The 25,112-nt window shown below is 58.6% G+C and carries 21 protein-coding genes; 16 read left to right on the top strand and 5 right to left on the bottom strand.

Features of this window, described 5'->3' with window-relative positions; translation table 11 throughout:
- Window positions 1-213: 213 nt before the first annotated feature.
- The 11 genes from A9976_RS13700 to A9976_RS13650 all read left to right on the top strand — a co-directional run bounded on the left by A9976_RS13700 (window position 214) and on the right by A9976_RS13650 (window position 11,475).
- A complete protein-coding gene (locus A9976_RS13700) occupies window positions 214-1,293 on the top strand; it encodes a pilus assembly protein PilM (protein WP_034347621.1) in 1,080 nt (359 codons plus the stop codon).
- Complete coding sequence (locus tag A9976_RS13695; protein ID WP_183019456.1) at window positions 1,290-1,901, top strand: PilN domain-containing protein; 612 nt, start codon at window positions 1,290-1,292, stop codon at window positions 1,899-1,901. The genes A9976_RS13700 and A9976_RS13695 overlap by 4 nt, the downstream gene beginning before the upstream one ends.
- Complete coding sequence (locus A9976_RS13690) at window positions 1,901-2,581, top strand: type 4a pilus biogenesis protein PilO (RefSeq protein ID WP_183019455.1); 681 nt, start codon at window positions 1,901-1,903, stop codon at window positions 2,579-2,581. The genes A9976_RS13695 and A9976_RS13690 overlap by 1 nt, the downstream gene beginning before the upstream one ends.
- Window positions 2,578-3,126 (top strand): pilus assembly protein PilP, encoded by a 549-nt coding sequence (locus A9976_RS13685; protein WP_183019454.1) that lies wholly within the window; start codon window positions 2,578-2,580, stop codon window positions 3,124-3,126. Before A9976_RS13690 ends, A9976_RS13685 begins: the two co-directional genes overlap by 4 nt.
- Window positions 3,123-5,273, top strand: a complete 2,151-nt coding sequence (pilQ, locus tag A9976_RS13680; protein WP_183019453.1) for a type IV pilus secretin PilQ — start codon at window positions 3,123-3,125, stop codon at window positions 5,271-5,273. Before A9976_RS13685 ends, pilQ begins: the two co-directional genes overlap by 4 nt.
- 22 nt (window positions 5,274-5,295) lie before the next feature.
- A complete protein-coding gene (locus A9976_RS13675; protein WP_183019452.1) occupies window positions 5,296-6,738 on the top strand; it encodes an Ig domain-containing protein in 1,443 nt (480 codons plus the stop codon).
- Between the two features lie 63 nt (window positions 6,739-6,801).
- The gene (locus tag A9976_RS13670; protein WP_183019451.1) at window positions 6,802-7,332 is read left to right on the top strand and encodes a shikimate kinase; all 531 of its coding nucleotides are present in this window, start codon (window positions 6,802-6,804) and stop codon (window positions 7,330-7,332) included.
- A 129-nt stretch (window positions 7,333-7,461) separates the two neighbouring features.
- Window positions 7,462-8,580, top strand: a complete 1,119-nt coding sequence (gene aroB, locus A9976_RS13665) for a 3-dehydroquinate synthase (RefSeq protein ID WP_183019450.1) — start codon at window positions 7,462-7,464, stop codon at window positions 8,578-8,580.
- Window positions 8,581-8,644: 64 nt separating this feature from the next.
- Window positions 8,645-9,823 (top strand): deoxyguanosinetriphosphate triphosphohydrolase, encoded by a 1,179-nt coding sequence (locus tag A9976_RS13660; RefSeq protein ID WP_183019449.1) that lies wholly within the window; start codon window positions 8,645-8,647, stop codon window positions 9,821-9,823.
- Window positions 9,824-9,961: 138 nt separating this feature from the next.
- Window positions 9,962-10,579: a DUF1415 domain-containing protein gene (locus A9976_RS13655; RefSeq protein WP_183019448.1), complete on the top strand. Its 618-nt coding sequence runs from the start codon at window positions 9,962-9,964 to the stop codon at window positions 10,577-10,579.
- Entirely contained in the window at window positions 10,576-11,475 is a 900-nt protein-coding gene (locus tag A9976_RS13650) for an SAM-dependent methyltransferase (protein WP_183019447.1), read from the top strand. The genes A9976_RS13655 and A9976_RS13650 overlap by 4 nt, the downstream gene beginning before the upstream one ends.
- A 7-nt stretch (window positions 11,476-11,482) precedes the next feature.
- On the opposite strand, the gene A9976_RS13645 is transcribed toward A9976_RS13650, so the two are convergent.
- Complete coding sequence (locus A9976_RS13645; RefSeq protein WP_183019446.1) at window positions 11,483-12,592, bottom strand: MBL fold metallo-hydrolase; 1,110 nt, start codon at window positions 12,590-12,592, stop codon at window positions 11,483-11,485.
- 192 nt (window positions 12,593-12,784) lie between these two features.
- On the opposite strand from A9976_RS13645, the gene A9976_RS13640 reads away from it, so the two are divergent.
- From A9976_RS13640 to A9976_RS13620, 5 genes are all read left to right on the top strand, one after another.
- Window positions 12,785-14,197 (top strand): alkaline phosphatase, encoded by a 1,413-nt coding sequence (locus tag A9976_RS13640; RefSeq protein WP_183019445.1) that lies wholly within the window; start codon window positions 12,785-12,787, stop codon window positions 14,195-14,197.
- 38 nt (window positions 14,198-14,235) lie between these two features.
- A complete protein-coding gene (locus tag A9976_RS13635; protein ID WP_183019444.1) occupies window positions 14,236-15,753 on the top strand; it encodes an alkaline phosphatase in 1,518 nt (505 codons plus the stop codon).
- Window positions 15,754-15,848: 95 nt separating this feature from the next.
- Complete coding sequence (locus tag A9976_RS13630) at window positions 15,849-16,685, top strand: hypothetical protein (RefSeq protein ID WP_183019443.1); 837 nt, start codon at window positions 15,849-15,851, stop codon at window positions 16,683-16,685.
- Window positions 16,686-16,909: 224 nt separating this feature from the next.
- Window positions 16,910-18,112, top strand: a complete 1,203-nt coding sequence (locus tag A9976_RS13625) for a site-specific integrase (protein WP_183019442.1) — start codon at window positions 16,910-16,912, stop codon at window positions 18,110-18,112.
- Window positions 18,109-19,176, top strand: a complete 1,068-nt coding sequence (locus A9976_RS13620; RefSeq protein WP_183019441.1) for a YhcG family protein — start codon at window positions 18,109-18,111, stop codon at window positions 19,174-19,176. The genes A9976_RS13625 and A9976_RS13620 overlap by 4 nt, the downstream gene beginning before the upstream one ends.
- Window positions 19,177-19,246: 70 nt before the next feature.
- On the opposite strand, the gene A9976_RS13615 is transcribed toward A9976_RS13620, so the two are convergent.
- The 4 genes from A9976_RS13615 to A9976_RS13600 form a co-directional block, all read right to left on the bottom strand.
- Window positions 19,247-20,296, bottom strand: a complete 1,050-nt coding sequence (locus tag A9976_RS13615) for a hypothetical protein (RefSeq protein WP_183019440.1) — start codon at window positions 20,294-20,296, stop codon at window positions 19,247-19,249.
- 191 nt (window positions 20,297-20,487) lie between these two features.
- Window positions 20,488-22,818, bottom strand: coding sequence for an AAA family ATPase (locus A9976_RS13610; RefSeq protein ID WP_220808642.1), 2,331 nt, complete (start codon window positions 22,816-22,818; stop codon window positions 20,488-20,490).
- Window positions 22,790-23,455, bottom strand: coding sequence for an ABC-three component system middle component 1 (locus A9976_RS13605; protein WP_183019439.1), 666 nt, complete (start codon window positions 23,453-23,455; stop codon window positions 22,790-22,792). The genes A9976_RS13610 and A9976_RS13605 overlap by 29 nt, the downstream gene beginning before the upstream one ends.
- The gene (locus A9976_RS13600) at window positions 23,433-24,677 is read right to left on the bottom strand and encodes an ABC-three component system protein (protein ID WP_183019438.1); all 1,245 of its coding nucleotides are present in this window, start codon (window positions 24,675-24,677) and stop codon (window positions 23,433-23,435) included. Before A9976_RS13600 ends, A9976_RS13605 begins: the two co-directional genes overlap by 23 nt.
- Window positions 24,678-25,112: the final 435 nt, after the last annotated feature.

Here is a 25,112-nt window from a genome sequence, read left to right as displayed (position 1 = left end):
GCCCCGCATCCTAAGCCAGGCGTGCAGGCCGACATGCAAGCAGGGGTGCATTCATGTCGCATTTGATGGCCCGCAACAATGTCTGTTTTTGGCCACTACCGCCAAGCGTGCTCCGGCAGGCATGGTGAGTTGCGCGCAGTCTTGCTGATAGCATTCAACCTATATGTGAAGGTTTGTTGCGTTCTTTACATACACAAGAAGAGGGAGGGCAAGTTGATTGCTATGGGATCCTTATTCAGTCGCCAGCCCGCACCTTTGCTAGGCATCGACATCAGTTCTTCGAGCGCCAAGCTCGTTGAGCTGTCTCGTGCCAAGTCGGGCGAGCTGTTGCTGGAGCGCTGTGCCATCGAACCGCTGGAGCGGGGATGGATCACGGACGGCAACATCGAAAAGTTCGACGAAGTGGCAGAGGCTGTGCGGCGACTGGTCAAAAAAAGCGGCACGCGGACCAAGAACGTGGCCATGGCCTTGCCGGCCTCGGCCGTGATCACCAAGAAGATTTCGCTGCCGGACGGCATGAGCGAGCAGGAATTGGAGGTCCAGGTCGAATCCGAGGCCAATCAGTACATTCCTTTCTCGCTCGATGAAGTGAGTCTGGACTTCTGTGTCATAGGCCCGTCATCGAATTCACCCGGCGACGTGGACGTGCTCATTGCCGCATCGCGCCGCGAGAAGGTCCAGGACCGCCAGGGCCTGGCCGAGGCGGCCGGCCTCAAGCCGATGGTCATCGACATCGAGCCCCACGCCTCCCGCATGGCGGCTGCACGGCTGATCGAGCGCCTGCCCAATCAGGGCAACAACGCCCTTGTCGCCTTGTTCGAGTTGGGCGCCATGACGACCAGCATGCAGATCCTGCGCGACGACGAGGTGCTGTATGACCGGGACCAGGCTTTTGGCGGCGCACAGCTGACGCAACTGATTGCGCGCCAATATGGTTTCTCGCTCGAAGAGGCCGAGTCCAAGAAGCGCAGCGGCGAACTTCCGGAGGACTACGCCTCCGCCGTGCTCAAGCCCTTTGTGCAAAGCATGACGCAGGAAGTGTCGCGCGCACTGCAGTTCTTTTTCACCAGTACGCCCCACAACCGCATAGACCACATCCTGCTGGCCGGCGGCTCGGCCCCACTTTCCGGCCTGTCCGAGGCCATCACGCAGCAAACGGGTTTTGCCTGCAGCCTTGCCAATCCCTTTGATGGAATGGAAGTCGGCAGCGGCGTGCGCCTCAAGCGCATGTCGCGAGAGGCCCCTGCCTACCTGACCGCCTGCGGACTGGCCATGCGGAGGTTTGTCTCGTGATCCTGATCAATCTGCTTCCTCACAGAGAAGCAACACGAAAGCGCCGCAAGGAAGCATTCCAGGCCACCATGGTCCTGTCTGCCCTGGTGGGGCTTTTGATCATTGGCGTGGTGTACTGGTGGTACCAGATGATGATTGAGGACCAGCAGGCAAAGAACAGCATGCTGCGTGCCGAGATTACCGTGCTGGAGTCCCAGATCAAGGAAATTGCCGGGCTGGAGGATGAAATCACGGCCCTGCGCGCTCGGCAGAAGGCCGTGGAAGATCTGCAGTCCGATCGCAATCTTCCGGTGCACATGCTCAACGAGCTGGTGGCCCAGTTGCCCGATGGCGTCTATATCACCAGCATCAGGCAGGATGGTCTGGTCGTGACCATGCAAGGTACGGCGCAGTCCAATGAGCGGGTGTCTGAAATGCTGCGCAATCTCTCGGAGGGGACACCCTGGATTTCAAAGCCTGAACTGGTGGAAATCGTGGCCAAGACGGTCAATGTCACGCCCAAGGACCAGCGCCGCGCTGCTGCGTTCAATCTGCGCTTTCTACTGACGCGCGCCAGCGTGGCGGAAAAGAACCTTTCGACGCCGGCCAACCCAGGAAAACCCCAGTGATGGCCAAGAAGAAAAAGAAAGACATCGACTTCTCCGCACTGCAGGAGAACATCCAGCGCCAGTTCCGTGGCCTCGATCCCAATGACCCGTCGCGGTGGCCTGTGCTGCCGCAGGCGCTGCTGTGCGTGGCCATTGCGCTGGCCGTGGCGGCCGTGCTTTGGTATGTGCTGATCATGGACTACGAAGACACCCTGGAGCAGGAGCGCAATACCGAGGTCACGCTGCGCCAGGACTTCAGTCAGAAGCTGTCCAAGGCCGTCAGCCTGGATGGCCTGAAGAAGCAGCGAGAACAGGTCCAGCAGTATGTGACGCAGCTGGAAAAGCAGTTGCCCAGCAAGGCGGAAATGGCGGCCCTGCTCTCTGATATCAATCAGGCAGGACTGGGCCGAAGCCTGCAGTTTGAAACCTTCCGGCCTGGCGCGATGGTGGTCAAGGAGTACTACGCCGAGCTGCCCATTGCTTTGAAGGTGACCGGGCGCTTTCACGACATCGGATCATTCGCCTCCGATGTGGCCTACCTGTCGCGCATCGTGACCTTGAACAATCTGTCGATCGTGCCCGTGGGCAAGGACGGAAGCGAGATCCTGAGCATGGAGGCGACGGCACGGACCTTCCGCTACCTGGATGCCGACGAAGTGCAGGCGCAGCGCGCGGCTGCCGGGAAGGGCAAGAAGAAATGAGACACATGCGTTTCAGCGGCTTGCTGATGCTGACGGCCTGCCTGGCCGTCTCGGGCTGCTCTTCTTCTGATCAAGAAGAAGTGCAGAGCTGGGTGGCTCAGGAGAAAGCCAATGCAAAGCCCCGTGTCAAGCCTTTGGAGGAGCCCAAAGCTTTTACGCCCCAAGCGTACCTGGGAGCTGATGGCATGGATCCTTTCAATCCCTTGAAGCTGATGCAGGTGCTGCGCAAGGAATCCGCACAGACCAATGCGAATACCACCCTGATTGCCGCAGAGCTCAATCGCCGCAAGGAGCCTTTGGAAGCAGAGCCCTTGGATGCCATGACGATGGTGGGCAGCCTGGACAAGAAGGGTGTGCCCACGGCGCTGATCAAGGTAGGGACCTTGCTGTACCAAGTTCGCTCAGGAAATTACCTGGGACAGAACTACGGAAAGATCACCCGGATCACGGAGACTTCCATCCAGTTGCGGGAAATCGTCCAGGACGGCAGCGGAGACTGGATAGAGAGAAATAGCACACTGGAGTTGCAGGAGGGAAGGAAATGATGGGCACACATCGAAGCATGTTGCACAAGGCGCGCTGGGGAATCGCCGTAGGCGGTTGGCTGCTCGGCTCCATGGCATGGGCGCAGTCCGCGATAGAGTCGGTCTCCGGCTCGATTCAAGGGGGCACCGAGGTGGTGCGCATCGAGCTTTCCGAAGCGCTGGCAGCCGACCCCACGGGATTTGCGATCCAGTCTCCGGCGCGCATCGCACTGGACTTTCCTGGTGCCACCAATGGCACGGGCAAATCCGTGGTCGAGCTCAATCAGGGCAACCTGCGCTCCATCAATATCGTGGAGGCATCGGGCCGCTCCCGCCTGGTGCTGAATCTGAAGGCAGCGACTTCCTATCGTACTGAACGCCAGGGCAAGGCGCTGCTGATCCTGCTGGATCCGGTGGCAGCGTCTGCATCGGTGCGGTCTTCCGCGCAGCAGGGAGTGTTTGAAGCCAAGACGGCTGCTGGTAGTGACATCCAGCCTATTCGGGATGTTGATTTCCGCCGCGGCAGTGATGGTTCGGGCCGTATCGTCGTGGGCCTGAGCAATAGCCAGGTTGGAGTGGATCTGCGCCGCGAAGGCAAGGAACTGGTGGTCGATTTCCTGCGCTCCTCCTTGCCTGAAGGGCTGCGACGCAAGCTGGATGTCGGGGATTTCGGAACGCCGGTGCAGACCATCTCATCGGTGCAGCAGGGTGAGTCTGTCCGCATGCGCATTGCCCCCGTAGGAGACTGGGAGCATAGCGCCTATCAAAGCGACAGCCAGTTTGTGATCGAAGTCCACCAGAAAAGGGTGGATGTGAGCAAGCTGACGCAGGGGCCTGGCTACAGCGGTGAAAAGCTCTCTCTGAATTTCCAGAACATTGAAGTGCGGTCGCTGTTGCAGGTGATCGCCGATTTCACGAACTTCAATATCGTGACCTCGGACACGGTTTCCGGGGCATTGACTTTGCGCCTCAAGGATGTTCCCTGGGATCAGGCGCTGCAGATCATCATGGATGCCAAGGGCCTGGGCATGCGCAAGTCCGGCTCGGTGCTCTGGATTGCACCCAAGGATGAGATTGATGCCCGTACCAAGCGTGACTACGAGGCTGCACTGGAGATTCAGAAGCTGGAGCCGCTGAAAACCCAGGGCTTTCAACTCAATTATGCGAAAGCAGTCGATATTCTTCAGCAGATCAGCGCAAATTCTCGCGGCGGTGGGGCGAGTGGAGCTTCCACCAGATTCCTGTCTGAGCGTGGCTCTGCGATTTCTGAGCCCCGAACCAATCAGCTGTTCGTGACCGATACACCTACGAAGCTGGAGGAGGTGAAGGTGCTTCTTGCAACGCTGGACGTGCCTGTTCGGCAGGTGCTGATTGAAGCCCGCATTGTTGAAGCCCGCGACACATTTGGCCGTGCTCTGGGTGTGCGTCTTGGCGGGGGGGATTTGCGAGCTCAGCGCGGTGGCGATGGGGGATACAGCATCGGTGGGGACAATCGTGTAGCGATCGGGACGGGATTTGATAATGCCAATGCTTCCGCTGGCGCAAGCGGGCAGTCTGTGAATACATCTGGAAGCTTTGTTAATCTGCCTGGAAGGCTCTCAAACGTTACGAACTCAGGAACGTTTGCCATGTCGATATTCAATGCTGCTGCCAATCGATTCCTCACACTTGAGCTCTCTGCGATGGAATCCGACGGTCAGGGCAAGATCATTTCCAGCCCGAGGCTGGTGACGGCCGACCAGACCAAGGCATTGATCGAGCAAGGTACTGAGTATCCGTATTCTGTGACGGCGCCTAATGGCGCGACGACCATTGCCTTCAAAAAGGCTGTTCTGAAGTTGGAGGTCACGCCTCAGATCACTCCTGAAGGCGATATCATCCTGGATCTGGATGTCAACAAGGATTCGCGTGGCGAGAGCACGCTGCAGGGTGTCGCCATCGATACCAAGCATGTGCGTACCCAGGTTCTTGTTCAGAATGGCGGAACTGTTGTGATTGGTGGCATCTTCGAAATGGAGGAGACCAACACGGAAAACAAGATTCCCTTTTTGGGTGATGTCCCTGTACTCGGTAATCTTTTCAAAAGCCGCGTGAGAGAGTCCCAGAAACGGGAGATGCTGGTATTTATTACGCCGAAGATGCTGGCTGACATCCGAAGTGCTCGTTGAATGTAGTAGGAGATTGATAATCATGCAAAAAATCATGTTCGGTGCCATGCTGGCACTCGGTCTGGCCGGGTGTGGGGGTGGTGGAGGGAGTGCTGGTGAGACTAGTCAGCCTTACACCATTTCGTTGCGTGCGGATAAAACGCAGCTTCCGGTGAATCTGGGAAATACTGGTCCTAATATTGGTGCGGATGCAGCATATACAACAACGATGTATGTCGAGGCGCGGCAAGGGAGCATGCCGATTCCTGGCGGAGACGGTATTTTCCAATGTGCGGTGACTGCAGGCCTTGATTCAGCAGTTCTGTATTATCTGGACGGAACGGATAAGAAGGACGATAAAGGAGTTCTATCGCCCAGCCGCTCCATTGTGCTGGGTTCCAACTCTGGCAGTGCCACTTTCCATTTGCACGCAATCGACAAGGCCGGTGTGGCAAGCGTGACCTGCACGGTGACGGATCCTCGTGACAAGCGCCAGGTGAGTGCTGTTGCCAGCGTCACTGTCGGCGGTGCAGCGCAGGGAATTCCCGCCAGCACGCTGGCCGTGACCCAGACGCCTGGCTATCTGGGCTCCCGAGACAACCTCTCCAATCTGCGCAACAACGTCGCATTGGAAGTGAAGGTGGTCGACGACCGCAATCAGCCGGTCACTGGCACCAGTCCCAATGTGCAGGTTCGGATTTTGCCCAGCTCGGCTTATGAAGGTGCGCGCCTGATCTCTGGATCCAAGGCTGGCTCTTCGTTGCAAGTCAATTCGCTCAACGGCATTGCACAGCTGTCGCTTTCCAGTGGACCCGATAGCGGCGCCATCGTGCTGGAAACCACCGTGGACCGCCGGGACAACGATGTCAGCAATGGCATCCAGGATCCCATCAGGGCCTATACCGTTGTGGGTGTCTACCATGAGATCGCCAAGACGCCTCTGGCCCTGGCTGATGGCTTGAGCATTTCGGGTGTCAAGGACCAACCTCTGGTGTACGGCTTTGCAGCAACAGGCGGCATTCCTCCTTATCGCTGGTCGACACTGGGTGGTGTTCCAGACGGTATGCGCCTGAGCAGCGACGGCGTGCTGTCCGGTACGCCGACCGTGGTCGGAACCTTCAACATGCTGGTACGTGTGCAGGACGCACAGGGCACCGTGGTTGACAAGACCGTGACCGTGACCATTGCGGCCAAGGCACCTCTGGCCTTCACGGCGCCTACCATCTCTGGCGTCCGTGATGTGGCCCTGGCATACGCACTGTCGGCAACCGGCGGCAGCGCTCCCTACACGTGGGTGAGTCTGGGTGGCACTCCCGAAGGGCTGGCGTTGTCCAGCGACGGCATCTTGTCGGGTACTCCAACGGCGGATGGCACCTTCAACATGATCGTGCGTGTCACGGATGCCGACAACACTGTGATCACGAGGAACATGACCATCACGGTGGCCAAGCCGGCAACAACGCCCACAACGCCCACAACGCCATAAAAGTTCTGCCAGGTGGCCATGGGAGATAATTTCGATTTCCCATGGCCCATGCGGTAACAGCAGATGGATGTTTCAGGCTTGGTAACCCGGGTGGCCCTGATCGGCCTGCCCGGCTCCGGCAAATCGACCATAGGGCGCCAGCTGGCGCGCCTGTGGTCGATGCGTTTTGTGGATGCGGATCATGTGGTCGAGCAGCGCATAGGCTGCAGCATCCGGGAGTTTTTCGAGCGCGAGGGCGAGCAGGCTTTTCGAGATATGGAGTCGCAGGTCATTGACGAGCTGTCGGCCTCCACATCCAGCCTGCTGCTGTCCACGGGCGGCGGCGTGGTGCTGCGCGAGCAAAACCGCCGCCATCTGCATGCACGCACCCAGGTCTTCTATCTGGACTGCACGCCGGAGGACATCGCCGCTCGGCTGCGCAACGATGTGACGCGGCCCTTGCTGCAGGTGGAAGACCCGGCGCTGCGCCTGCGGGAGCTGCTGCTGCAGCGCGAGCCGCTTTATCTGGAGACGGCTCACTTCGTGATCCAGACATCGGGTCTGTCTGTGGCGCAGGCCGCCCAGCGCATACGCATGCAGGCGGAACTGGCCTGAGCACAGTCAGTTGGAACGCCAAAGGCCTCGGCACTTGCCGGGGCCTTTTTCTTTAAGATCGGCGGTTGCCGGGCGCGCTGCCGTGTCGCGCAATTCCTTTCACTCTTTTTGCCTTGGAGCGACACCATCTTGCCCACCGCTTCCTCCTTGCCTGCCGCCCAGGTCGTGACCATAGACCTGGGTGACCGTTCCTATCCGATCACCATCGGCACCGGCCTGCTGGACCAGGCCGCGACCTATGCCGCCCTGCCTGCTGCGGCCCAGGCCGTGATCGTCAGCAATGATGTGGTCGCGCCGCTCTATGAGCCCGCACTGCGCCGCGTGCTGGAACAGCGCTACCGCAGCGTGCGTACCGTGGTGCTGCCCGATGGCGAAGCCCACAAGGACTGGCAGACGCTGAACCTGATCTTTGACGACCTGCTGTCCGGCGGTTGCGACCGCAAGACCGTGCTGTTCGCGCTGGGTGGCGGCGTCATCGGCGACATGACCGGCTTTGCTGCTGCCAGCTACATGCGTGGCGTGCCGTTCGTGCAGGTGCCCACCACGCTGCTGTCGCAGGTGGATTCGTCGGTGGGTGGCAAGACCGCCATCAACCATCCTCTGGGCAAGAACATGATCGGTGCCTTCTACCAGCCGCAGCTGGTGGTTTGCGACCTGGCCTCTCTGGACACGTTGCCGGCGCGCGAGCTGAGCGCCGGCCTGGCCGAGGTCATCAAGTACGGGCCGATCGCCGACATGGACTTCCTGGCCTGGCTGGAGGAGAACATGGATGCCTTGCTCGCCCGCGACCGCACGGCGCTGGCACATGCCATCAAGCGCAGCGTGGAGATCAAGGCCTGGGTAGTGGGGCAGGACGAGAAAGAGGCTGGGCTGCGCGCCATTCTCAATTTCGGCCACACCTTCGGGCATGCGATCGAAGCCGGCATGGGCTATGGCAACTGGCTGCACGGCGAGGGCGTGGGCGCCGGCATGGTCATGGCGGCCGAGCTGTCGCAGCGCCTTGGCCTGGTGGATGCGGCCTTTGTGCAGAGGTTGCGTGTGCTGGTCACGCGTGCGGGCCTGCCCGTGCGTGGCGCCATCCTGGACGAAACCGACAATGCCGGGCGCTATCTGGAACTGATGCGCGTGGACAAGAAGTCCGAGGCGGGCGAGATCCGCTTCGTGCTCATCGACGGCCCTGGCAAGGCCATCATGCGTTCGGCACCCGACGCGCTGGTGCGCGAGGTCATCAACGCCTGCTGCGCCTGATCCGCAGTGCGGGGGCCAAGCAGGAACTGCTAGAGTGGCCTCGTCAGCATGATGAGGCGATCGAATGCAGAAACAGGCCCTGGCCCCCTATGCCTGCAACCCGGCGTTCAGCCGGGGTAGGCGTTTTGCGGAAGCACCCGCACCCACGCGCAGCGACTTCCAGCGCGACCGGGACCGCATCGTGCATTCCTCGGCCTTCCGGCGCCTGGTCTACAAGACCCAGGTCTTCGTCAACCATGAAGGCGACCTGTTCCGCACGCGGCTGACGCATTCGCTGGAGGTGGCCCAACTGGGCCGCTCGGTCGCCAGGTCCCTGCAGCTCGACGAGGATCTGGTCGAAGCCATCTGCCTGGCCCACGACCTGGGTCACACCCCCTTCGGCCATGCGGGCCAGGACGCGCTCAATGCCTGCATGCAGCCGCATGGCGGCTTCGAGCACAACCTGCAAAGCCTGCGCGTGGTGGACCGGCTGGAGGAGCGCTATCCGGCCTTTGACGGGCTCAACCTGAGCTTCGAGACGCGTGAGGGCATTCTCAAGCACTGCTCGCGCACCAATGCCGAACACCTGGAGGCGCGGGAGCCCGGTGGCGTGGCACAGCGTTTTTTGCTGGGCCGGCAGCCTTCGCTGGAGGCCCAGCTGTGCAATCTGGCCGATGCCATTGCCTACAACGCCCATGACGTGGACGATGGTGTGCGCTCCGGCCTGATCACCATGGCCCAGCTGTGCGAGGCCGTTCCCTTGTTCGCGCGCTATCACGATGCAACGCTGGCCGAGCATCCTCAGCTGGGCATGCCCCTGGCCGAGCGGCGCCTGCTGTACGAAAGCATCCGCCGCATGCTCAGCGACCAGGTCTATGACGTGATCGCCGCCACGCAGCAACGCATTGCACAGGCACGGCCCTGTTCGGTCGATGAGGTGCGCGCACAGGCTGGCCCCCTGGTGGGCTTCAGCGATACCATGAGGCAGCAGTCGCTGCAGCTCAAGCAGTTCCTGTTCCGCAATCTCTATCGCCATGAACAGGTGATGAAGACCATGGATGGCGCGCAGCAGGTCGTGACCGAGCTGTTTGCGGCCTACATGGTGGAGCCCGATCGCATGAAGCCGCGTTTCGTGCAGCGGGCCATGCTGGCCGAGGATGTATCGGCGCGTGCGCGGGTGGTGGCCGACTTCATCGCCGGGATGACGGATCGCTACGCTGCCCGGGAGCATGAGCTGCTGACAGGCCTGCGCCTGCTGGGCTGAGAAATCCGAGCACCGGCATCGCCCGGGCGGCGCGGCTAGAATGCGGACCCTGCGTGACAGGGCAGGGAAGGGTTCCTGGACGGTTTCGCAATGTCTGGGGGCGCAGTGCCCCCGTTCGCATTTTTGAAGGGCACAGCCATGACCGATACCAACCACGAGATTCGCGCGGCCGAGTTTCCGCCTGTCACCGTGATCGAGGATACGGTGCACTGGCTCGAAAAGGCCGTGATCGGCCTGAACCTGTGTCCCTTCGCCAAGGGCGTGCACATCAAGGGCCAGATCCACTACACGGTCAGCCAGGCCACCGACGCCGAGGGTGTGGCGGCGGACCTGCACCGCGAGCTGGAAGCCCTGGCCGAGGCTTCGCCCGACAAGCGCGACACCACGCTGCTGATCCTGCCGCACGCATTGCAGGACTTCCTGGATTTCAACGACTTCCTCGAAGTGGCCGACGCCATGGTCGAGGAACTGGACCTGGGAGGCATCCTGCAGGTGGCCTCGTTCCATCCGCAGTTCCAGTTCGAGGGCACCGAAGCGGACGACGTCACCAACTGCACCAACCGCTCGCCCTATCCCACGCTGCACCTGCTGCGCGAGGACAGCATAGACAAGGCGGTCGAAGCATTCCCCGAGGCGGAGTCCATCTACGAGCGCAACATGGAGACGCTGGAGAAGATCGGCATCGAAGGCTGGCTGGACCTGGGCGTGGGCGCGCGCTGCCCCGTGGTGCATGCAGCCAAGGGCGCAGCCGAATGAAGGCGCGCCAGGGCAAGCCTGCCGCGAAACCCGAGCAGGATGTGACCGAGCAGCTGGGCCTCAAGCCCGGCCAGTCCATCGAACTGCTCAAGGCGCTGCACATCCTCACGCGCGAAGGCAAGATCAACCAGGACTCGCGGCGCAAGCTCAAGCAGGTCTACCACCTCTACCAGTTCATCGCGCCCATCCTCGAAGAACTGTCGGCCGACGACCATGCGGTCACCCTGGCCGACCACGGTGCCGGCAAGTCCTACCTGGGCTTCATCCTCTACGACCTGTATTTCAAGCCGCTGGGGCGCGGCCACATCTACGGCATAGAGACGCGCGCGCCGCTGGTGGAGGCGTCGCAGAAGCTGGCCGCCGAGCTGGGCTTCGACCGCATGGGCTTTCTCAACATGTCGGTGGCCGAATCCACGCATGCCGACTTCATGCCTGCGCAATTCGACGTGGTCACGGCCCTGCACGCCTGCGACACCGCCACCGACGACGCCATCGCCTTCGGCCTGGAGAAAAAGGCCAAGGCCATGGTGCTGGTGCCCTGCTGCCAGGCCGAGGTCGCTGCCTGCCTGCGCCAGACCAAGGCGCTGAGCCTGACGCGCACGCCCCTGGCAGAACTGTGGCGCCATCCCATACACACGCGTGAAATGGGCAGCCAGCTCACCAACGTGCTGCGTTGCCTGTACCTGGAAGCCTGCGGCTACCAGGTCACCGTGACCGAGCTGGTCGGCTGGGAGCACAGCATGAAGAACGAGCTGATCATTGCGCGCCATACCGGGCAGAAAAAGCGCAGCTCGGCCGAGCGGCTGCATGCCCTGCTGGCGCAGTTCGGGCTGGAGCAGACGCTGGCGCACCGCTATCCTCATCTGCCGGCCCCCGCACAGGCCGTTCCCGCCTGATCGGTTCCTAGCCGATCGCTGCGGCACCGGGCATCGCCCGGTACCAGGCAATCCCCTCACCATCGATGCTGCGCTCCACCTGCCCTGCATGCATCAGGTGGTTGAGGCAGGCCAGGCTTTCGCCCGTGGCCATGCCCAGCAGGGCGGGGCTGGATTCGCTGATGGGGCGTGAGAACAGTGCGCCGAAGACATCGACGGCGCGACGCGGTTCGGCCAGTGCGGCCAGCAAGCGGGCGTTGGCGCGTTCCTGGCCTGCCGCCAGTGAATCGATCCGTGCATGCAGGCCCCGAAAGCAATCGCCATGCGCGGGCAGGACGAGCACATCGTCGGGCACTTCGCGCCTGACCTTTTCCAGAGACTCCATCCAGTCGGCCATGGGGTTGGCGTCGGGTTCCATGGCATGGACCGAGACGTTGGACGAGATGCGCGGCAGCACCTGGTCGCCCGAGATCAGCAGCTTGAGATCGGGGCAGTAGAGGCTGGCGTGCTCGGGCGAGTGGCCGCTGCCGACCACCACGCGCCACAGGTGTTTTCCTATGTGCAGTTCCTCGCCATCGCGCAGGCGGCGGTAGCTGTCGGGCAGGGCGTGGATGTGCTTGCCGAAGTTGCCGAAGCGGGCGCGGTAGGACTCCAGTGCGCCCTCGCTCCAGCCGGCGCGGCGGTAGAAGGCGATGGCGTCGGGCGGCGCCTCGCGGCTGCAGTCCGAAACCACGACGCGGCAGTTGAGGTACTCCAGGCGCGTCATGTACAGCGGCACATGGAACTTGCGCGTCAGCCAGCCGGCCAGGCCCACATGGTCGGGGTGCATGTGGGTGACCAGCACGCGCGTCAGCGAGCGGCCATCGGTGGATTGGGAGAACAGCGCGCGCCAGGTGGCCACGCCTTCGTCGGTGCGCGCACCCGTATCGACGATGGCCCAGCCCTCGCCGTCATCGATGGCCCAGAGATTGATGTGGTCCAGCGCATAGGGCAGGGGCATGCGTATCCAGAGCACGCCGGGTGCCACCTCCAGCGTCTGCCCGCGCTGCGGTGGCGCCTCGAACGGGTAGTCGAGCACCGGCTTGGGCGGCGCATCCGTGGCGTGCGAGGCGATCGGGGCTTGGGCTTTCTGGTCCATGGGGTTCCTTGTTCAGTCGCGCGGGTGGCCGGGTGCTCCCCGGCTGGCAGCGCATCCCCGCAACGATACGCCTGCCGCTGCTGCCTTGCTGTCACGGGCTCGTCACAGGCCGCTCCTACAGTGCACGGGTCAATCAACAGGGGGAGGGCGCGGCCGTGCTGCGGGGTCCCCTGCCTACAGAGGGATATCCGCATGAAATTGAAGATGTTGTGCAGCGCGCTGGCTGGTGCCTCGCTGCTGTTGAGCGCCTGTGGCGGCAGCGACGGTTCGTCCGCAGCCGCTCCGACCAAGAACGTGCTGTTCTTCCTGGGCGATGGCATGGGCATCACCACCATGACGGCCGCACGCATCTACAGCGTGGGCGAAGACGGTGAGCTGACCATGGACAAGCTGCCCGAGACGGCCTTCGTCCATACCTTCTCGAACGACGCCCAGGTGACGGACAGCGCGCCCTCGATGGCCGCCTACATGACCGGCGTGAAGATGAACAACGAAGTCATCTCCATGACGCCGGACACCAAGGCCACGGACGCTGCGGGCAAGGCCTATCACACCAACTACGACAGCACCTGCCCCAGCGGCAACGGCCAGGCCGTTCCCACGCTGCTCGAGCAGATGAAGTCCGCCGGCTACGGCACGGGCGTGGTCTCCACCGCGCGCATCACGCATGCCACGCCGGCAACCACCTATTCGCACGTCTGCCACCGCGATGCGGAGAACACCATTGCCGCGGCCCTGGTGCCCGGCGGCTCCGGCTACAACAGCAAGCTCGGCGACGGCGTGGACGTGATCCTGGGTGGCGGTTCCTACTACTTCACGCCCAAGGCCGACGGCGGCCGCCGCAACGACAGCCGCAACCTGGTCGCCGAGTTCAAGACGCAAAAGTACAGCTACGCCGCCAACAAGAGCGAGTTCGACAAGCTGCCCGTGGACGGCAGCAAGATCGCCGGCCTGTTCACCAAGGACCACATGGCCTATGACCTGGACCGCGATGCGACCAAGGAACCGAGCCTGGCCGAGATGACGGGCAAGGCCATCGACGCACTGTCGGCCAAGAAGAAGGGCTTCTTCCTGATGGTGGAAGGCGGCCGCATCGACCATGCGCTGCACGCCACCAACGCGCGCCGCGCGCTGCAGGACACCGTGGCCTTCGACAACGCCATCCAGACCGCGCTGGACAAGATGGCCAAGCTCGATCCGGGCCTGAAGAACACGCTGATCGTCGTCACGGCCGACCATGACCACACGCTGCACCTGAACGGCTATGCCGCGCGCACCGGCAAGACCGAGGCCGGCAAGCCCGGCGTGCTGGGCCTGGTCAAGAACTACGTGGACGGCAAGGCCTCCACCGATGTGGACGGCAATCCCTACACCATCCTGGGCTTCGGCAACGGTCCCAGGCGCCTGGCCACGCGTGGTCCCATCGACGCGGCCTCGCTGGAAAGCCCCGACTACCTGCAGGAGGCCGTGGTGCCCCTGGCCTCCGAAACCCACGGCGGCGGCGACGTGTTCCTGGGCGCGCAAGGCATGGGTGCCGATACGTTCTCGGGCGTGATCGACAACACCACCGTCTTCACGCTGATCAAGAAGAGCATCGGCTTGTGATGCCGCACGCTGCAATCAAGGCACTCAAGGAATTCCACATGCATCCGATCCTCCAAAAGACCTCCCTCGCCCTGGCTGCGGCCGGCGCGCTGGCGCTGCTGGCACCTGCCGCCCATGCGGCCGGCGAGGCCAAGAACGTCATCTTCTTCCTCGGCGACGGCATGGGCCCGGTCACCGTGACCGCCGCGCGCATCTACAAGGGTGAGAAGCAGCTGGCTGCCAATCCCACGTCACTGGCCAGCAGCGAGCGCGCCACGCTGACCATGCAGTCCCTGCCCTACGCCAGCCGCATCAAGACCTTCTCGCGCGATGGCCAGACCACGGATAGCGCGCCTTCGATGGCGGCCTACATGACCGGCGTGAAGATGAACAACGAAGTCATCTCCATGTCGGCCGAGACCCTGGCCTATGCGGCCAACGGCCAGCAGTACATCAACGGCGAGGACACCACCTGCCCGGCCGGCAACGGCCAGCCCGCGCAGACCCTGCTGGAGCTGTCCAAGGCCAAGGGCCGCGCCGTGGGCGCCATCTCCACCACGCGCGTGGGCCATGCGACGCCGGCTGCCACCTACGCCCACATCTGCAACCGCAACGGCTACAACAGCATTGCCGAGCAGTCCGTGCCCGGCCATGCCAACTACAACGCCAAGCTGGGCGACGGCATCGACGTGCTCATGGGTGGCGGCCAGCGCAACTACCTGCCCAAGTCGGTCAACCCCAGCAGCAAGCGCACGGACACGGCCAACCTCGTGGACATGATGAAGGCCAAGGGCTACGCCTATGTCGCCAAGGGCAGCGAGCTGTCGGCCCTGGACGCGACCAAGGCCCCCAAGCTGCTGGGCCTGTTCACGCAAAGCGAAATGGCCTACGAGCTGGACCGCGTCAAGCAAAAGCTGGATGAGCCCAGCCTGGCCGACATGACCGGCAAGGCGCTGGACGTGCTCAGCCGCAATGACAAGGGCTTCTTCCTGATGGTGGAAGGCGGCCGCATCGACCACGCACTGCACGGCACCAATGCCAAGCGCGCGCTGGAAGACACGCTGGCCTTCGACCGCGCCATCGAGACCGCCATGGCCTACATGGAAAAGAAGGACCCGGGCCTGAAGAACACGCTGATCGTCGTCACCGCCGATCACGACCACAACATGGTGTTCAACGGCTACTCCAGGATCGGCAACCCCATCCTGGGCAAGGTGCAGGACTACCAGAGCGGCCAGATGGCCAAGGCCCAGGACGGCAAGCCCTACACCACGCTGGCCTTCGGCAACGGCGGACGTCCCAACGCCACGGCCTCCAGCCAGGTCAATGCCGAAGATGGCAACAAGCCCTGGATCGCTCCGATTCGCGGCACGGAGCGCCAAGACATCAGCAACCTGGACACCACGGACGACAACTACCTGCAGGAAGTCGGCCTGAACCTGGGCACGCCGGGCTCCGAGACCCATGGCGGCGGCGATGTGATGCTGTTCGCCGGCGGCGCGGGCGCCAGGATCTTCAAGGGCACGATGGACAACACCAAGGTGTTCTCCAAGGTCCGCGAAGCCGCTGGCCTGTAATTGTTTCCTCCTTCGTTGGCTGCTTGCCAACCCCTGGCCGGAGCCGTGGCACATGCGTGTGCCCGGCCCCGGTTTTTTCGCATTGGCTGGATTCCATGACGTCTTCCATCTCTACGCCGCACGCGGCGCGCCACCTCCTCGCCGCCGCGCTGCTGGCCTGCTCCGTCACCGCGGCATGGGCTGCCGAACCCGCCAAGTCCGCGCCTGCGACTGCGCCTGCAAATGCACCTGCGACCGCACCCACGGCCCTACCCGCAACTGCAGCCGCCACCGACTCCGTGGCCCGCACCACGGCGGCCGTGCAGGCCACGCCCGAAGCCGACCTGCGCATTACCTATGAAGCCATGAGCGTGGGCAGCGACGGCGTGCAGCGCAGCAGCGTCTATACCAACCGCGTCTACCGCCGCAAGGCCCGGCTGTGGATAGAGCGCGAAATGCCCGCCGCCCTGCGCCAGAGCCAGGACCACGGCCACGACCATGCCCACGGCCCGCACGCCGGCCATGCCCACGACGAGGCCCGCGCCGCACCCCTGTCCATCCGCCGCGCCGATGACGGCAAGGTCGGCGTGGAAGTCATCCTGGCCAAGCTGCGCCGCGTCATCAGCGTGGACCTGGCCCACCACGGCAACGTGGGCTACGGCGGCTCCTTCGACAACGTCTACTGGATCGTGCCTCCCACCGCGCTGCAAGGCATGGAGCGCGTGGGCAAGCCGCACAACGGCGTGCAGCGCTACCGCGGCACGGCAGGCGAGCAGACCACCGTCATCGACTGGGACGTGGCCAACCAGTTCGCCCGGCGCGTGGAACGCAGCGACTCCCACGGCACCGAGCGCATCGTGGTCACCGCCAGCAAGCTGCCCGCCCCGCTGGCCCAGCCCTGGAAGGCCATCGAAGGCTACGACAAGGGCGACTACTCCGACTTGCTGGATTGAGCACCTGGCACCCCAATGCAAAGAGCTGCCCGGAGGCAGCTCTTTTTTATTTCACCATGACTCCAGCACCGAACTTCGCTGGACTACGCCATAGTCTGATACAGCAGGTTTATCAATAACTTAGGCGGTTTCATCATATGCCGGTGCTTTCTGAAACTTGACCCGGCTTCCACCCGCTTGGCTCCCAACAGGCTCCTGGAAACCGGGCTTTCCGAGGAGTCATCATGGCGAAAATCAAACTCACCAAGTCCGCAGTCGATGCGGCACAAGCCCAGGCGCAGCCAGTCGAACTGCGCGATACCCTGGTTCCTGGCTTCCTGTGCAAGATCACCCCGGCAGGCCGCAAGGTGTTCATGCTCCAGTACCGCACGAACGCCGGAGAGCGGCGCAAACCCGCCCTGGGTCTGTACGGGGAACTGACCGTCGAACAGGCCCGGTCGCTGGCGCAGGAGTGGCTGGCGCAAGTGCGCCGAGGTGGCGACCCTGCTGCAGAGAAGGCTGCGGCGCGTCAGGCTCCCACGGTCAAGGAACTGTGCATCAAGTTCATGGAGGATTACTCCAGCCAGCGCAACAAGCCGAGCACGCAGGAAGGCTACCAGAGCGTCATTGATCGCAACATCATCCCAATGCTTGGCCGCATGAAGGTGCAGGATCTGAAGCGGCCTGACGTGGCTTCGATGATGAAGAAGATGGCGCACAAGCCCGCCGATGCGAACCGCACGTTCAGCGTGATGCGCAAGATGTTCAACTTGGCCGAGGTATGGGGCTATCGTCCTGACGGCACCAACCCATGTCGCCATGTACCCATGTACCCGAATGGCAAGGCGACTCACCTCATCAGCGACGAGGAAATGGGCAAGTTGTTTCGCTACCTTGACCAATTGGAGGCGGAAGGGCTGGACCATGCTGTGATCCCGTTGGCCATCCGCCTGCAATTCGAGTTTGCCGCTCGCCTTTCTGAGATCGTCTCACTCCAATGGGATTGGATTGATCTGGAAAACCGGCGGGTGGTGTGGCCTGACAGCAAGACAGGCGGTATGTCCAAGCCCATGAGCGAAGAAGCCTATCGGCTTCTTTCGACGGCGGCTCGCAATGCTACGACGCCCCATGTATTACCGTCTCCGCGTCACCCTGATCGGCATTTGACCGACGGCGAGTATTACAACGGTTGGAGCCGTACTCTCAAAGCTGCAGGCGTGACGCATGTGGGCACGCACGGCATCCGTCACCGTTCGGCGACGGATATTGCCAATTCTGGCATCCCGGTGAAGGTCGGTATGGCGCTGACGGCGCACAAGACCGTGGCGATGTTTATGCGCTACGTCCACACCGAAGACAAGCCCGTGCGGGAGGCCGCCGAGTTGGTGGCGAACCGGCGCAAAGCGATCACCGGTGCCATGCAATTGCCTGCGGAGGTGACAGCATGAGGAGGCGCAAGGTTGCCAACTCTCCCCCAGCAGCGCCGGAGGTGCTGCTGGGCGACATTCGGGCACTGATCGAAGCATCGCGCCAGCGCGTCGCCTCGACGGTCAATGCGGAGCTGACCTTGCTGTTCTGGCGCATAGGCCAGCGCATCCATACGGAGGTGCTGGCTGGACAGCGTGCCGAGTACGGCGAGGAGATCCTGCCGTCCCTGGCCGAGCAGCTTGTCCGCGACTACGGGCGCAGCTTCGCGGACAAGAACCTGCGCCGAATGGTGCAGTTCGCGGCCACTTACCCCCAGGAGCCAATTGTCGTGACACTGTCACGACAATTGAGCTGGTCGCATTTCGTGGCCTTGCTGCCGCTGAAAGACCCCCTTCAGCGGGACTATTACGCTCAGATGGCGAGCACCGAGCGCTGGAGCGTGCGGACGCTACGCGAGCGCATCGACTCGATGCTGTACGAACGCACAGCGCTGTCTCAGAAACCAGAGGAAACCATCGCGCAGGAACTGGCAGCACTGCGCGATGCGCAGCGTATGACGCCGGCACTGGTCATGCGCGACCCGTATATCCTCGACTTCCTGGGTTTGCGGGATAGCTGGCAGGAAAGCGATCTGGAGGCGGCCATCATTCGCGAAATGGAAGCCTTCTTGCTGGAACTGGGTGCGGGCTTCTGCTTCGTCGCCCGGCAGAAGCGCCTCCAGATCGACGACGAGGATTTCCACCTTGACCTGCTGTTCTACAACCGCAAGCTGCGGCGGCTGGTGGCGGTGGAATTGAAGATCGGCGAGTTCAAGGCAGTCTACAAGGGACAGATGGAGCTTTACTTGCGCTGGCTGGACAAGCACGAGCGGGAGCCGGAAGAAGCCTCGCCGCTGGGGATCATCCTTTGCACTGGCAAGAAGCGCGAACAGATCGAATTGCTGGAACTGGACAAGTCAGGCATCCACGTCGCCGAGTACCTGACCAGCTTGCCGCCGCGAGCAGTGCTGGGCGAGAAGCTGCAGCAGGCGACCGAGCGGGCGCGTTTGCAGATCGAGCAGCGACAGTCTAGCGAGAAGTCCTAGCGGCCGAATAAGCTGAGCCCAGCGTGCCGCGCAATTCGTGGGCGGCAATCTGGCTCAGCATTCTGACCACTTATGCTTCAGAAGCTCTCTGAAAAACAAATTCATCGTGATTTCGTTCAAAATAGATCTGAAGATACTTTGAAATCAATAGCCTGATCCGATTTAATGGCAAATCTGCTACATCTCCTTTCATTGTATGGAAGAAGTCATCTCTAATCTTCTTTATACTCTTTAATTCTTCCAAGTCCTTATCCGCATTCGTATCGCCGTAATAGCCAGATAAAGCAGAAAACTTGTCTACCAAGCGATACTTATCCGTCATGACGGAAATCATGCGATCAGAGAATTCCTTATTCGCTTCAGCGCCATTGATGCTTATGGTTATGCTCGATTGAATTTCTTTAAATTGCTTAGCAATGAACATCTCCAGTGCAGTCCATGCAGCGATAAACGCGTAGAGATGGCCGCTCTTGTATGGCGTTAGAGAATCTGAGTAGAGGTCGAGTATTTTTGTTATTTCTGAATCGCCATAGAGTGTGGACGCCAATTTTTCAGCAACATGGATCTCAGCAATATTCAGTTCCGACATCGGGCCTATATCGGAGACTGAAGTGGGATGCAGCCAGCAGATTACCCTGGACTGATGATCTCTGATGTAATACTGCTCATTAATAAAATCATAATTCCTGGAGAGATGACTCCCTCTTGCTAATGTGATTGCTGCTGAGGTCACCTTAAAGGCGCGTTCAGCATTTTGTTTTAGCGGGGATTTTGTATAAGCCGGAAGCTCAGAATTATCTTCATGATAATTTTTGATAACATCGGCAGGTAGACTTGATTCAACGCAAACTATAGCGCGGCGGCCCGCCTGATGGATCAAGCTGTTTCGACGAAGCTCAAGTTTCTTTCTCGCTCGTTCGCCTGAATCTTCCTTTCCTTTTTGTTCCAGTTGGGAAATAATCACCTCGACTAGTTGTTCATAAGCGCTTGACCCGAGAATTCGCACCTCAACGTTTTCGTTTTGCAGTAGTTGATGGTTCAATCCCGGGTCAGGATCAATGACTCCTTCGACTGCATAAACGCAGCGATAATGAAATGTCGCATTAATTGATTCTGTCATAGCTATTGCATTATCCGTGTCATATTTACTATCAACTCGCCCGCGAGGATGGGAGGGCAACCAGCCTCAGAAAATTGCTGAAGACTTCAAAAAGATGCACGCCAAGCCTATGCACTCGGCTTCCCCACAAAAAAGAATTGTGCAAGCTTGTTGATTCTTACGTACTGTTTAATCAACAAGTGTCGTCCCTGTTAAGACGCCTCTTTTGCTAATCTCTGCATGTGCAGAGATGTCGTCGTCAAACCGGCACGATCAAAACGATATCGCATGTATGCTGATATATCCTCCTCGTGGGAGGATACGATGAGCTGGCAATGATTCAGCTCACAACGAAGCAAATCGGTTAAGGAGGCAATATTTACATCATCTAGAGACTGAGACGGGTCATCTATAAGGATTAATGGAACATCAGCGTAGACCTTATTGAGGGACAGGAAGAAAGCAAGGCTAAGGGCCGACACTTGGCCTGTACTCATGGACATTACTGCATCGTGGTCGGATTTTTCAGCCGTTAAGAACCGCAGTTGTTTACCATCCCTACTTTCAATAAAAAGACCGAGGCCTCGTTGATAGTTTTGGATGAGTCGCCCACTGTAAATGTGAAAAATGAGCTCGATTTCTGAGATGGTTTGATCAGCATACCTTTGTTCCGCCTTCTCTAGCGTGGTGCGCAGCTTGATCACTTTATCTTTTGCTTTGTTAGCTGCCTCGTTCTCTCGTTGAAGTTCTTGAAGATCATCAAGACACTGCTGAAGTCTGTTACTTTGAGCTTCATTAGCCTTGATTTTTATATAGAGCTCTTTATCTTTCAACTCCTGAGAGTTGAAGATATAGAAATCTTGAAAGTCCTTAAAGACTTCTCTGATAGTCTGGCGCCAATCGTCTGGTAGATCTACGGTCTCGACTTTTTGTTTGGCCAGCATCGAATTTCTTAGACCTTCGAGACGTGCCGCTACGACTGTTTCTTCGTCACTGAACCCAAAGTTAATAAAGATGCCCTCAGATCGAAGTCGTTCACCTAGCTGCTGGATCGTGGGCAGGCGGGATCTAACTGCTATCAATGCTTTATGAACCGCATCGTTGTACACAGGCTTTAGGATCGCATCGCGGCCTTGGATGTGGATTTGAATAGCTGAGAGTTCGCTACTCATCGAGGTGATTAGCGAAACAAAATCTCTACCATCCTTGCTGAGTGCATCGCTGATCTTCTGGGATCTTTCCCCAATAGCTTCAAGCATAGCGGCGTGAGATTTCCAGTCGCTACCACAAAGGGGACAGGCCTCATCCTCAGGATAAATCTTGGCGTGCTCTTCGACGAGCTGCTGTTTCAGACGAGAGAGTTCAGCGGCGACGCTTTCATTGGCAGTGTTCTTTATTTGGAGCTGATCGCGTGTCGCGATTTGCTCCTCAAACCACTTCAGCCGACCTACTTGCCATCCTGGTAGCGTACGAGCTTGCTCTGCAGAAATAGCCGATGCCCCCTTTTTGATGATGGCCGTGGCTTGCGCAAGCTTGTCGATCTCTGTTTTTACATTGTCAAGCTCTTCTAGCTTGCTTATATCCGTACCTAATCTTGCTAGGCCACCTAGAGATTCCCCATGCAATTTGATGTCAGCTTCAACAGCTTCATTGTCGATCCTTATGCGAACGGCTGCTTTATGGGGGAGCATTTCGCTCAGTTTGCGCAACGATTCACTATATTGGGCATGAGTGCCGGCATCATAAGTGGGAAATGGTATTTCTCTGTCCCAAGCTGGTTCGGGATCAACATTAGATATTTTTTTATATTGAACACTGCCGAGATTTGCTTGAACCATTTCACGCAAGGCATTGCATTCGGCTTTTAGCGTGTCTTCCTTGGATTTCCGGGCTTCATCGCCTATGAACTTCGTGAGTCTAGTTGACATCGAGCGACAGTTATCAATTTCTGCGGCGATGTCGCTAATATTGAATAGGTTGCCAAGAGCATCCTTGCGCTCATCTACCCGTGTATGGAGTAACTTGTTCTGGCCTTGCTCGAGATAATTAAGAAATGAAAAATTCTCTCTGAAATTATTGCCGAAAGTTTGATCGAGGAAGTCGTTGGTTCGCTTGTTGACGTCCGTGTAAGCTTCGGATTCGAAATCGGGCAGCTCATATAGAAAGAAATGCTGAAACTTGTCTGCTCGGTTGTTTGCTTTGGTTTCCAGTTCCTTGATCGTTGCGTGCCTCGATAGAACTAACTTTCGGTCACCACTTATGAACTCAACTTTAATTGATAGATCTTTTTTTCCGGCCCTAGTATTCCAAAAAAGACTGTCATCATAATTTTTTTTATTCGCTGTCATCAGCGTGGAGAAAAGATTATGAATTCGCTTTATCTGCCCGGTCAGCAAAAGCTCAAGTGCGTCGAAAACACTGGTCTTTCCATACCCATTCGGCCCGTCGAGGGTTAGCAGGGATGAAGAACCTAAATCCAGCCGAATGTGCTTAAAAGCTTTGAAGCTTGAAACTTCAACCCGCGTTATTTTCCAGCTCATCATTAATTAGCTCCCTGATCAATTCATCCATGCCATTTGCGGTAAATTTTTGGATAACCGCATATGTTTTGTCTAGACCTTCCTCTGCGACTGATTCGCTCGCCTGCAGACGCAAGGAAACAAGTTCTCTTCGAGTGAACGGTAGTTCGAGAAATGGAAGCTTTATGAAAATTTTTGCCGCCACGCTGTACTGCGTAGCTGCTAGTGGATCATTTTTATAGTTACTAAATTGACTCTTGTCTGAGATGGTTTTAACAAGGTCGGCGTATGAATATTTTTGAATCGCAGCTTCTTCAGTGTCGCTATAATAAAGAATATACTTTTTGAAGAAATGAGGGTCTTCTTCGATTGCAAATATTTGCTCCTCGTGGCTTTTGAATTCTGCCAATTTATTTAGATGATGTATGCAGATGAGATCGCAATTTTTTTTAAAAGCAGGATGTGCGAGAAAGGAGGCTGGCACAGATTGATTGACTGCCGCATTTAACTCGGAAGGAGTGGGGAGTTCATTCAATTTATGCAAAATTGCAAATCTGATTGCAGCGCCTGATTCGCGCACATAGAATCCCGTCAGATCATTCTCGCTCTCCTGTTTGAATCCGTGAGCGAGCAATGCCTCATTGATTATGCCATTTATCATTAATTCGAGCCTCCGCATCTTCCTTGGTAATTATGCTCAGGCATAATGCCTTTGTGATATTGCTATCAATGTGATCCTTAACTGTTAGGTCGGTCAGGTCATCAGAATTCGTATATTTTGTATTAATGGTAAAGGTCGAAGTGGATCTACTTGCAATGAGATGGTTGTACTCAAAAAGAAGTTTGAGGAGATTCTCGTTGCTCTCCATTTCACTCAATAAATCTGAAGTGCAACCTTCGTTATCTTCGGGTGATGGCAGATCAAGGGCGGTCGGCAGATAAAACTTGTTGTCAACATCCAAGTAGTGAGGAAACTGCCTTAGGATTGGATCAATGCTCATAGCCTCAATCAGTCCTGAATATCTTCTTATATCCACTTTCTGAATGGATGAAAACCGCTCGGATGGTTTCATTAACTGGCAGAGTGACTTTAACTCGCAAGCATCTGTTGTGCGAATATGCTCAAAGAGGCGGCGAGCCCTGGCATAGGATGCATCACTTATGCTTGGCAAGGCTTGGTCTAGTCGGTCTTCCAAATGGCTACAGAGCCTCGCCTTAAGGTCAACAGCGAAGTACTCCGTACTGTCATATGGATTCTTTAGGAGTATTTCATCCAGGAGGCTTTGTGCAGTAATCCGGCTTTCATAGGCTGCCTTGTTGGCTTTTATTCGATCGTTTTGCACTAAACGATGTATTTCTACAGCCCTGGCGCTTATCTTTTCGGAAAGAAGGCAGTAATTGTAGTTCAAGAGGTCATCGCTAAGCGCAATAGATCTACTATCGCATATCTGCCTAATAACGTCTTTCGTTAAACCTTCGATTTCGCCCAAGCCGCAATGCTTATTATTTCCATAGCAGTAGAACTGAACGACCTCTCCATTTTTTCCTTTGTACGCGCTAGCATCATCTAATTTAATGGAAACGTGGAAGTAACGTGCAACTCCCTTGGCTCGATCAAATTCAATGGTTGACGATTTCTCCAGAGCCTCGATGTATCCGCTGCGGTATTTCCCGATCTTGGCTTTTACTTGGTGAGCGCTTACCAAAATGTTGTTTTTGTAGACTGCAAAATCGTCACTGCTGTCTAGCTGGAGTTCGAAGTCCACATCGCCTTGATTGATTAGGCTGAGACAGTGATAGAGCGCAATTTTTCCTTGATAGACGTATCCGCTCCACGTTGACGCGGCGGTCGCTGGATATTCTTCATCCATATCATCAGTCACCTGAGCCCTCCAATAGCTAATCGTTCAGTTACGCAAAGCTTCCATTGTCACAATTAGATAATAAGCGAATTGCGTCTCCGCTTCGCGGACCGCGCTGCTCCAGGTTCGCTATTCGCTCATCCCTGACGGGACTGGCGTTCGCCAGCCTTCCACATCCTTGACGCCTACGGCCCGGCTTCCAGCTTCGGGCCTGCGCGCTTCGCTTGCGTGCGGTCTGCACATCGCGGCGGCCGTTGCCATGTCCAGCCGTCTCTCCTGACTCCATCACCTTGCTCGCGACTGTAGCCCGTGGCCGCGTGCCATCAAGGCGCGTCAGGCCGTGTCCTCGGCTGCGCCTGCGGGCCGCACCTACCTGCCGCTTTTCTCCTTGATGGCCCACGTCCGTGGGCTCCTGACCGTCGCGGGCGATGAACTCAGGAAAGACGGTGGCAACAG

Origin of the sequence: Delftia sp. UME58, from assembly GCF_014170385.1 — a bacterium.
Lineage (GTDB): Bacteria > Pseudomonadota > Gammaproteobacteria > Burkholderiales > Burkholderiaceae_C > Comamonas > Comamonas acidovorans.
Note: the sequence above shows the minus strand (reverse complement) of the source record. Positions and strands in the feature narration are given on the sequence as shown.

Bases quoted from the DNA above. Each gene is read 5' to 3' on its own strand.
- A9976_RS13605 (WP_183019439.1), bottom strand. From the start codon at position 23,455: ATGATAAATGGCATAATCAATGAGGCATTGCTCGCTCACGGATTCAAA.
- A9976_RS13660 (WP_183019449.1), top strand. From the start codon at position 8,645: ATGCAGAAACAGGCCCTGGCCCCCTATGCCTGCAACCCGGCGTTCAGC.
- A9976_RS13615 (WP_183019440.1), bottom strand. From the start codon at position 20,296: ATGACAGAATCAATTAATGCGACATTTCATTATCGCTGCGTTTATGCA.
- A9976_RS13675 (WP_183019452.1), top strand. From the start codon at position 5,296: ATGCAAAAAATCATGTTCGGTGCCATGCTGGCACTCGGTCTGGCCGGG.
- A9976_RS13610 (WP_220808642.1), bottom strand. From the start codon at position 22,818: ATGATGAGCTGGAAAATAACGCGGGTTGAAGTTTCAAGCTTCAAAGCT.
- A9976_RS13650 (WP_183019447.1), top strand. From the start codon at position 10,576: ATGAAGGCGCGCCAGGGCAAGCCTGCCGCGAAACCCGAGCAGGATGTG.
- A9976_RS13655 (WP_183019448.1), top strand. From the start codon at position 9,962: ATGACCGATACCAACCACGAGATTCGCGCGGCCGAGTTTCCGCCTGTC.
- A9976_RS13690 (WP_183019455.1), top strand. From the start codon at position 1,901: ATGGCCAAGAAGAAAAAGAAAGACATCGACTTCTCCGCACTGCAGGAG.
- A9976_RS13630 (WP_183019443.1), top strand. From the start codon at position 15,849: ATGACGTCTTCCATCTCTACGCCGCACGCGGCGCGCCACCTCCTCGCC.
- A9976_RS13640 (WP_183019445.1), top strand. From the start codon at position 12,785: ATGAAATTGAAGATGTTGTGCAGCGCGCTGGCTGGTGCCTCGCTGCTG.
- A9976_RS13685 (WP_183019454.1), top strand. From the start codon at position 2,578: ATGAGACACATGCGTTTCAGCGGCTTGCTGATGCTGACGGCCTGCCTG.
- A9976_RS13645 (WP_183019446.1), bottom strand. From the start codon at position 12,592: ATGGACCAGAAAGCCCAAGCCCCGATCGCCTCGCACGCCACGGATGCG.
- A9976_RS13670 (WP_183019451.1), top strand. From the start codon at position 6,802: ATGGATGTTTCAGGCTTGGTAACCCGGGTGGCCCTGATCGGCCTGCCC.
- A9976_RS13625 (WP_183019442.1), top strand. From the start codon at position 16,910: ATGGCGAAAATCAAACTCACCAAGTCCGCAGTCGATGCGGCACAAGCC.
- A9976_RS13620 (WP_183019441.1), top strand. From the start codon at position 18,109: ATGAGGAGGCGCAAGGTTGCCAACTCTCCCCCAGCAGCGCCGGAGGTG.
- A9976_RS13635 (WP_183019444.1), top strand. From the start codon at position 14,236: ATGCATCCGATCCTCCAAAAGACCTCCCTCGCCCTGGCTGCGGCCGGC.
- pilQ (WP_183019453.1), top strand. From the start codon at position 3,123: ATGATGGGCACACATCGAAGCATGTTGCACAAGGCGCGCTGGGGAATC.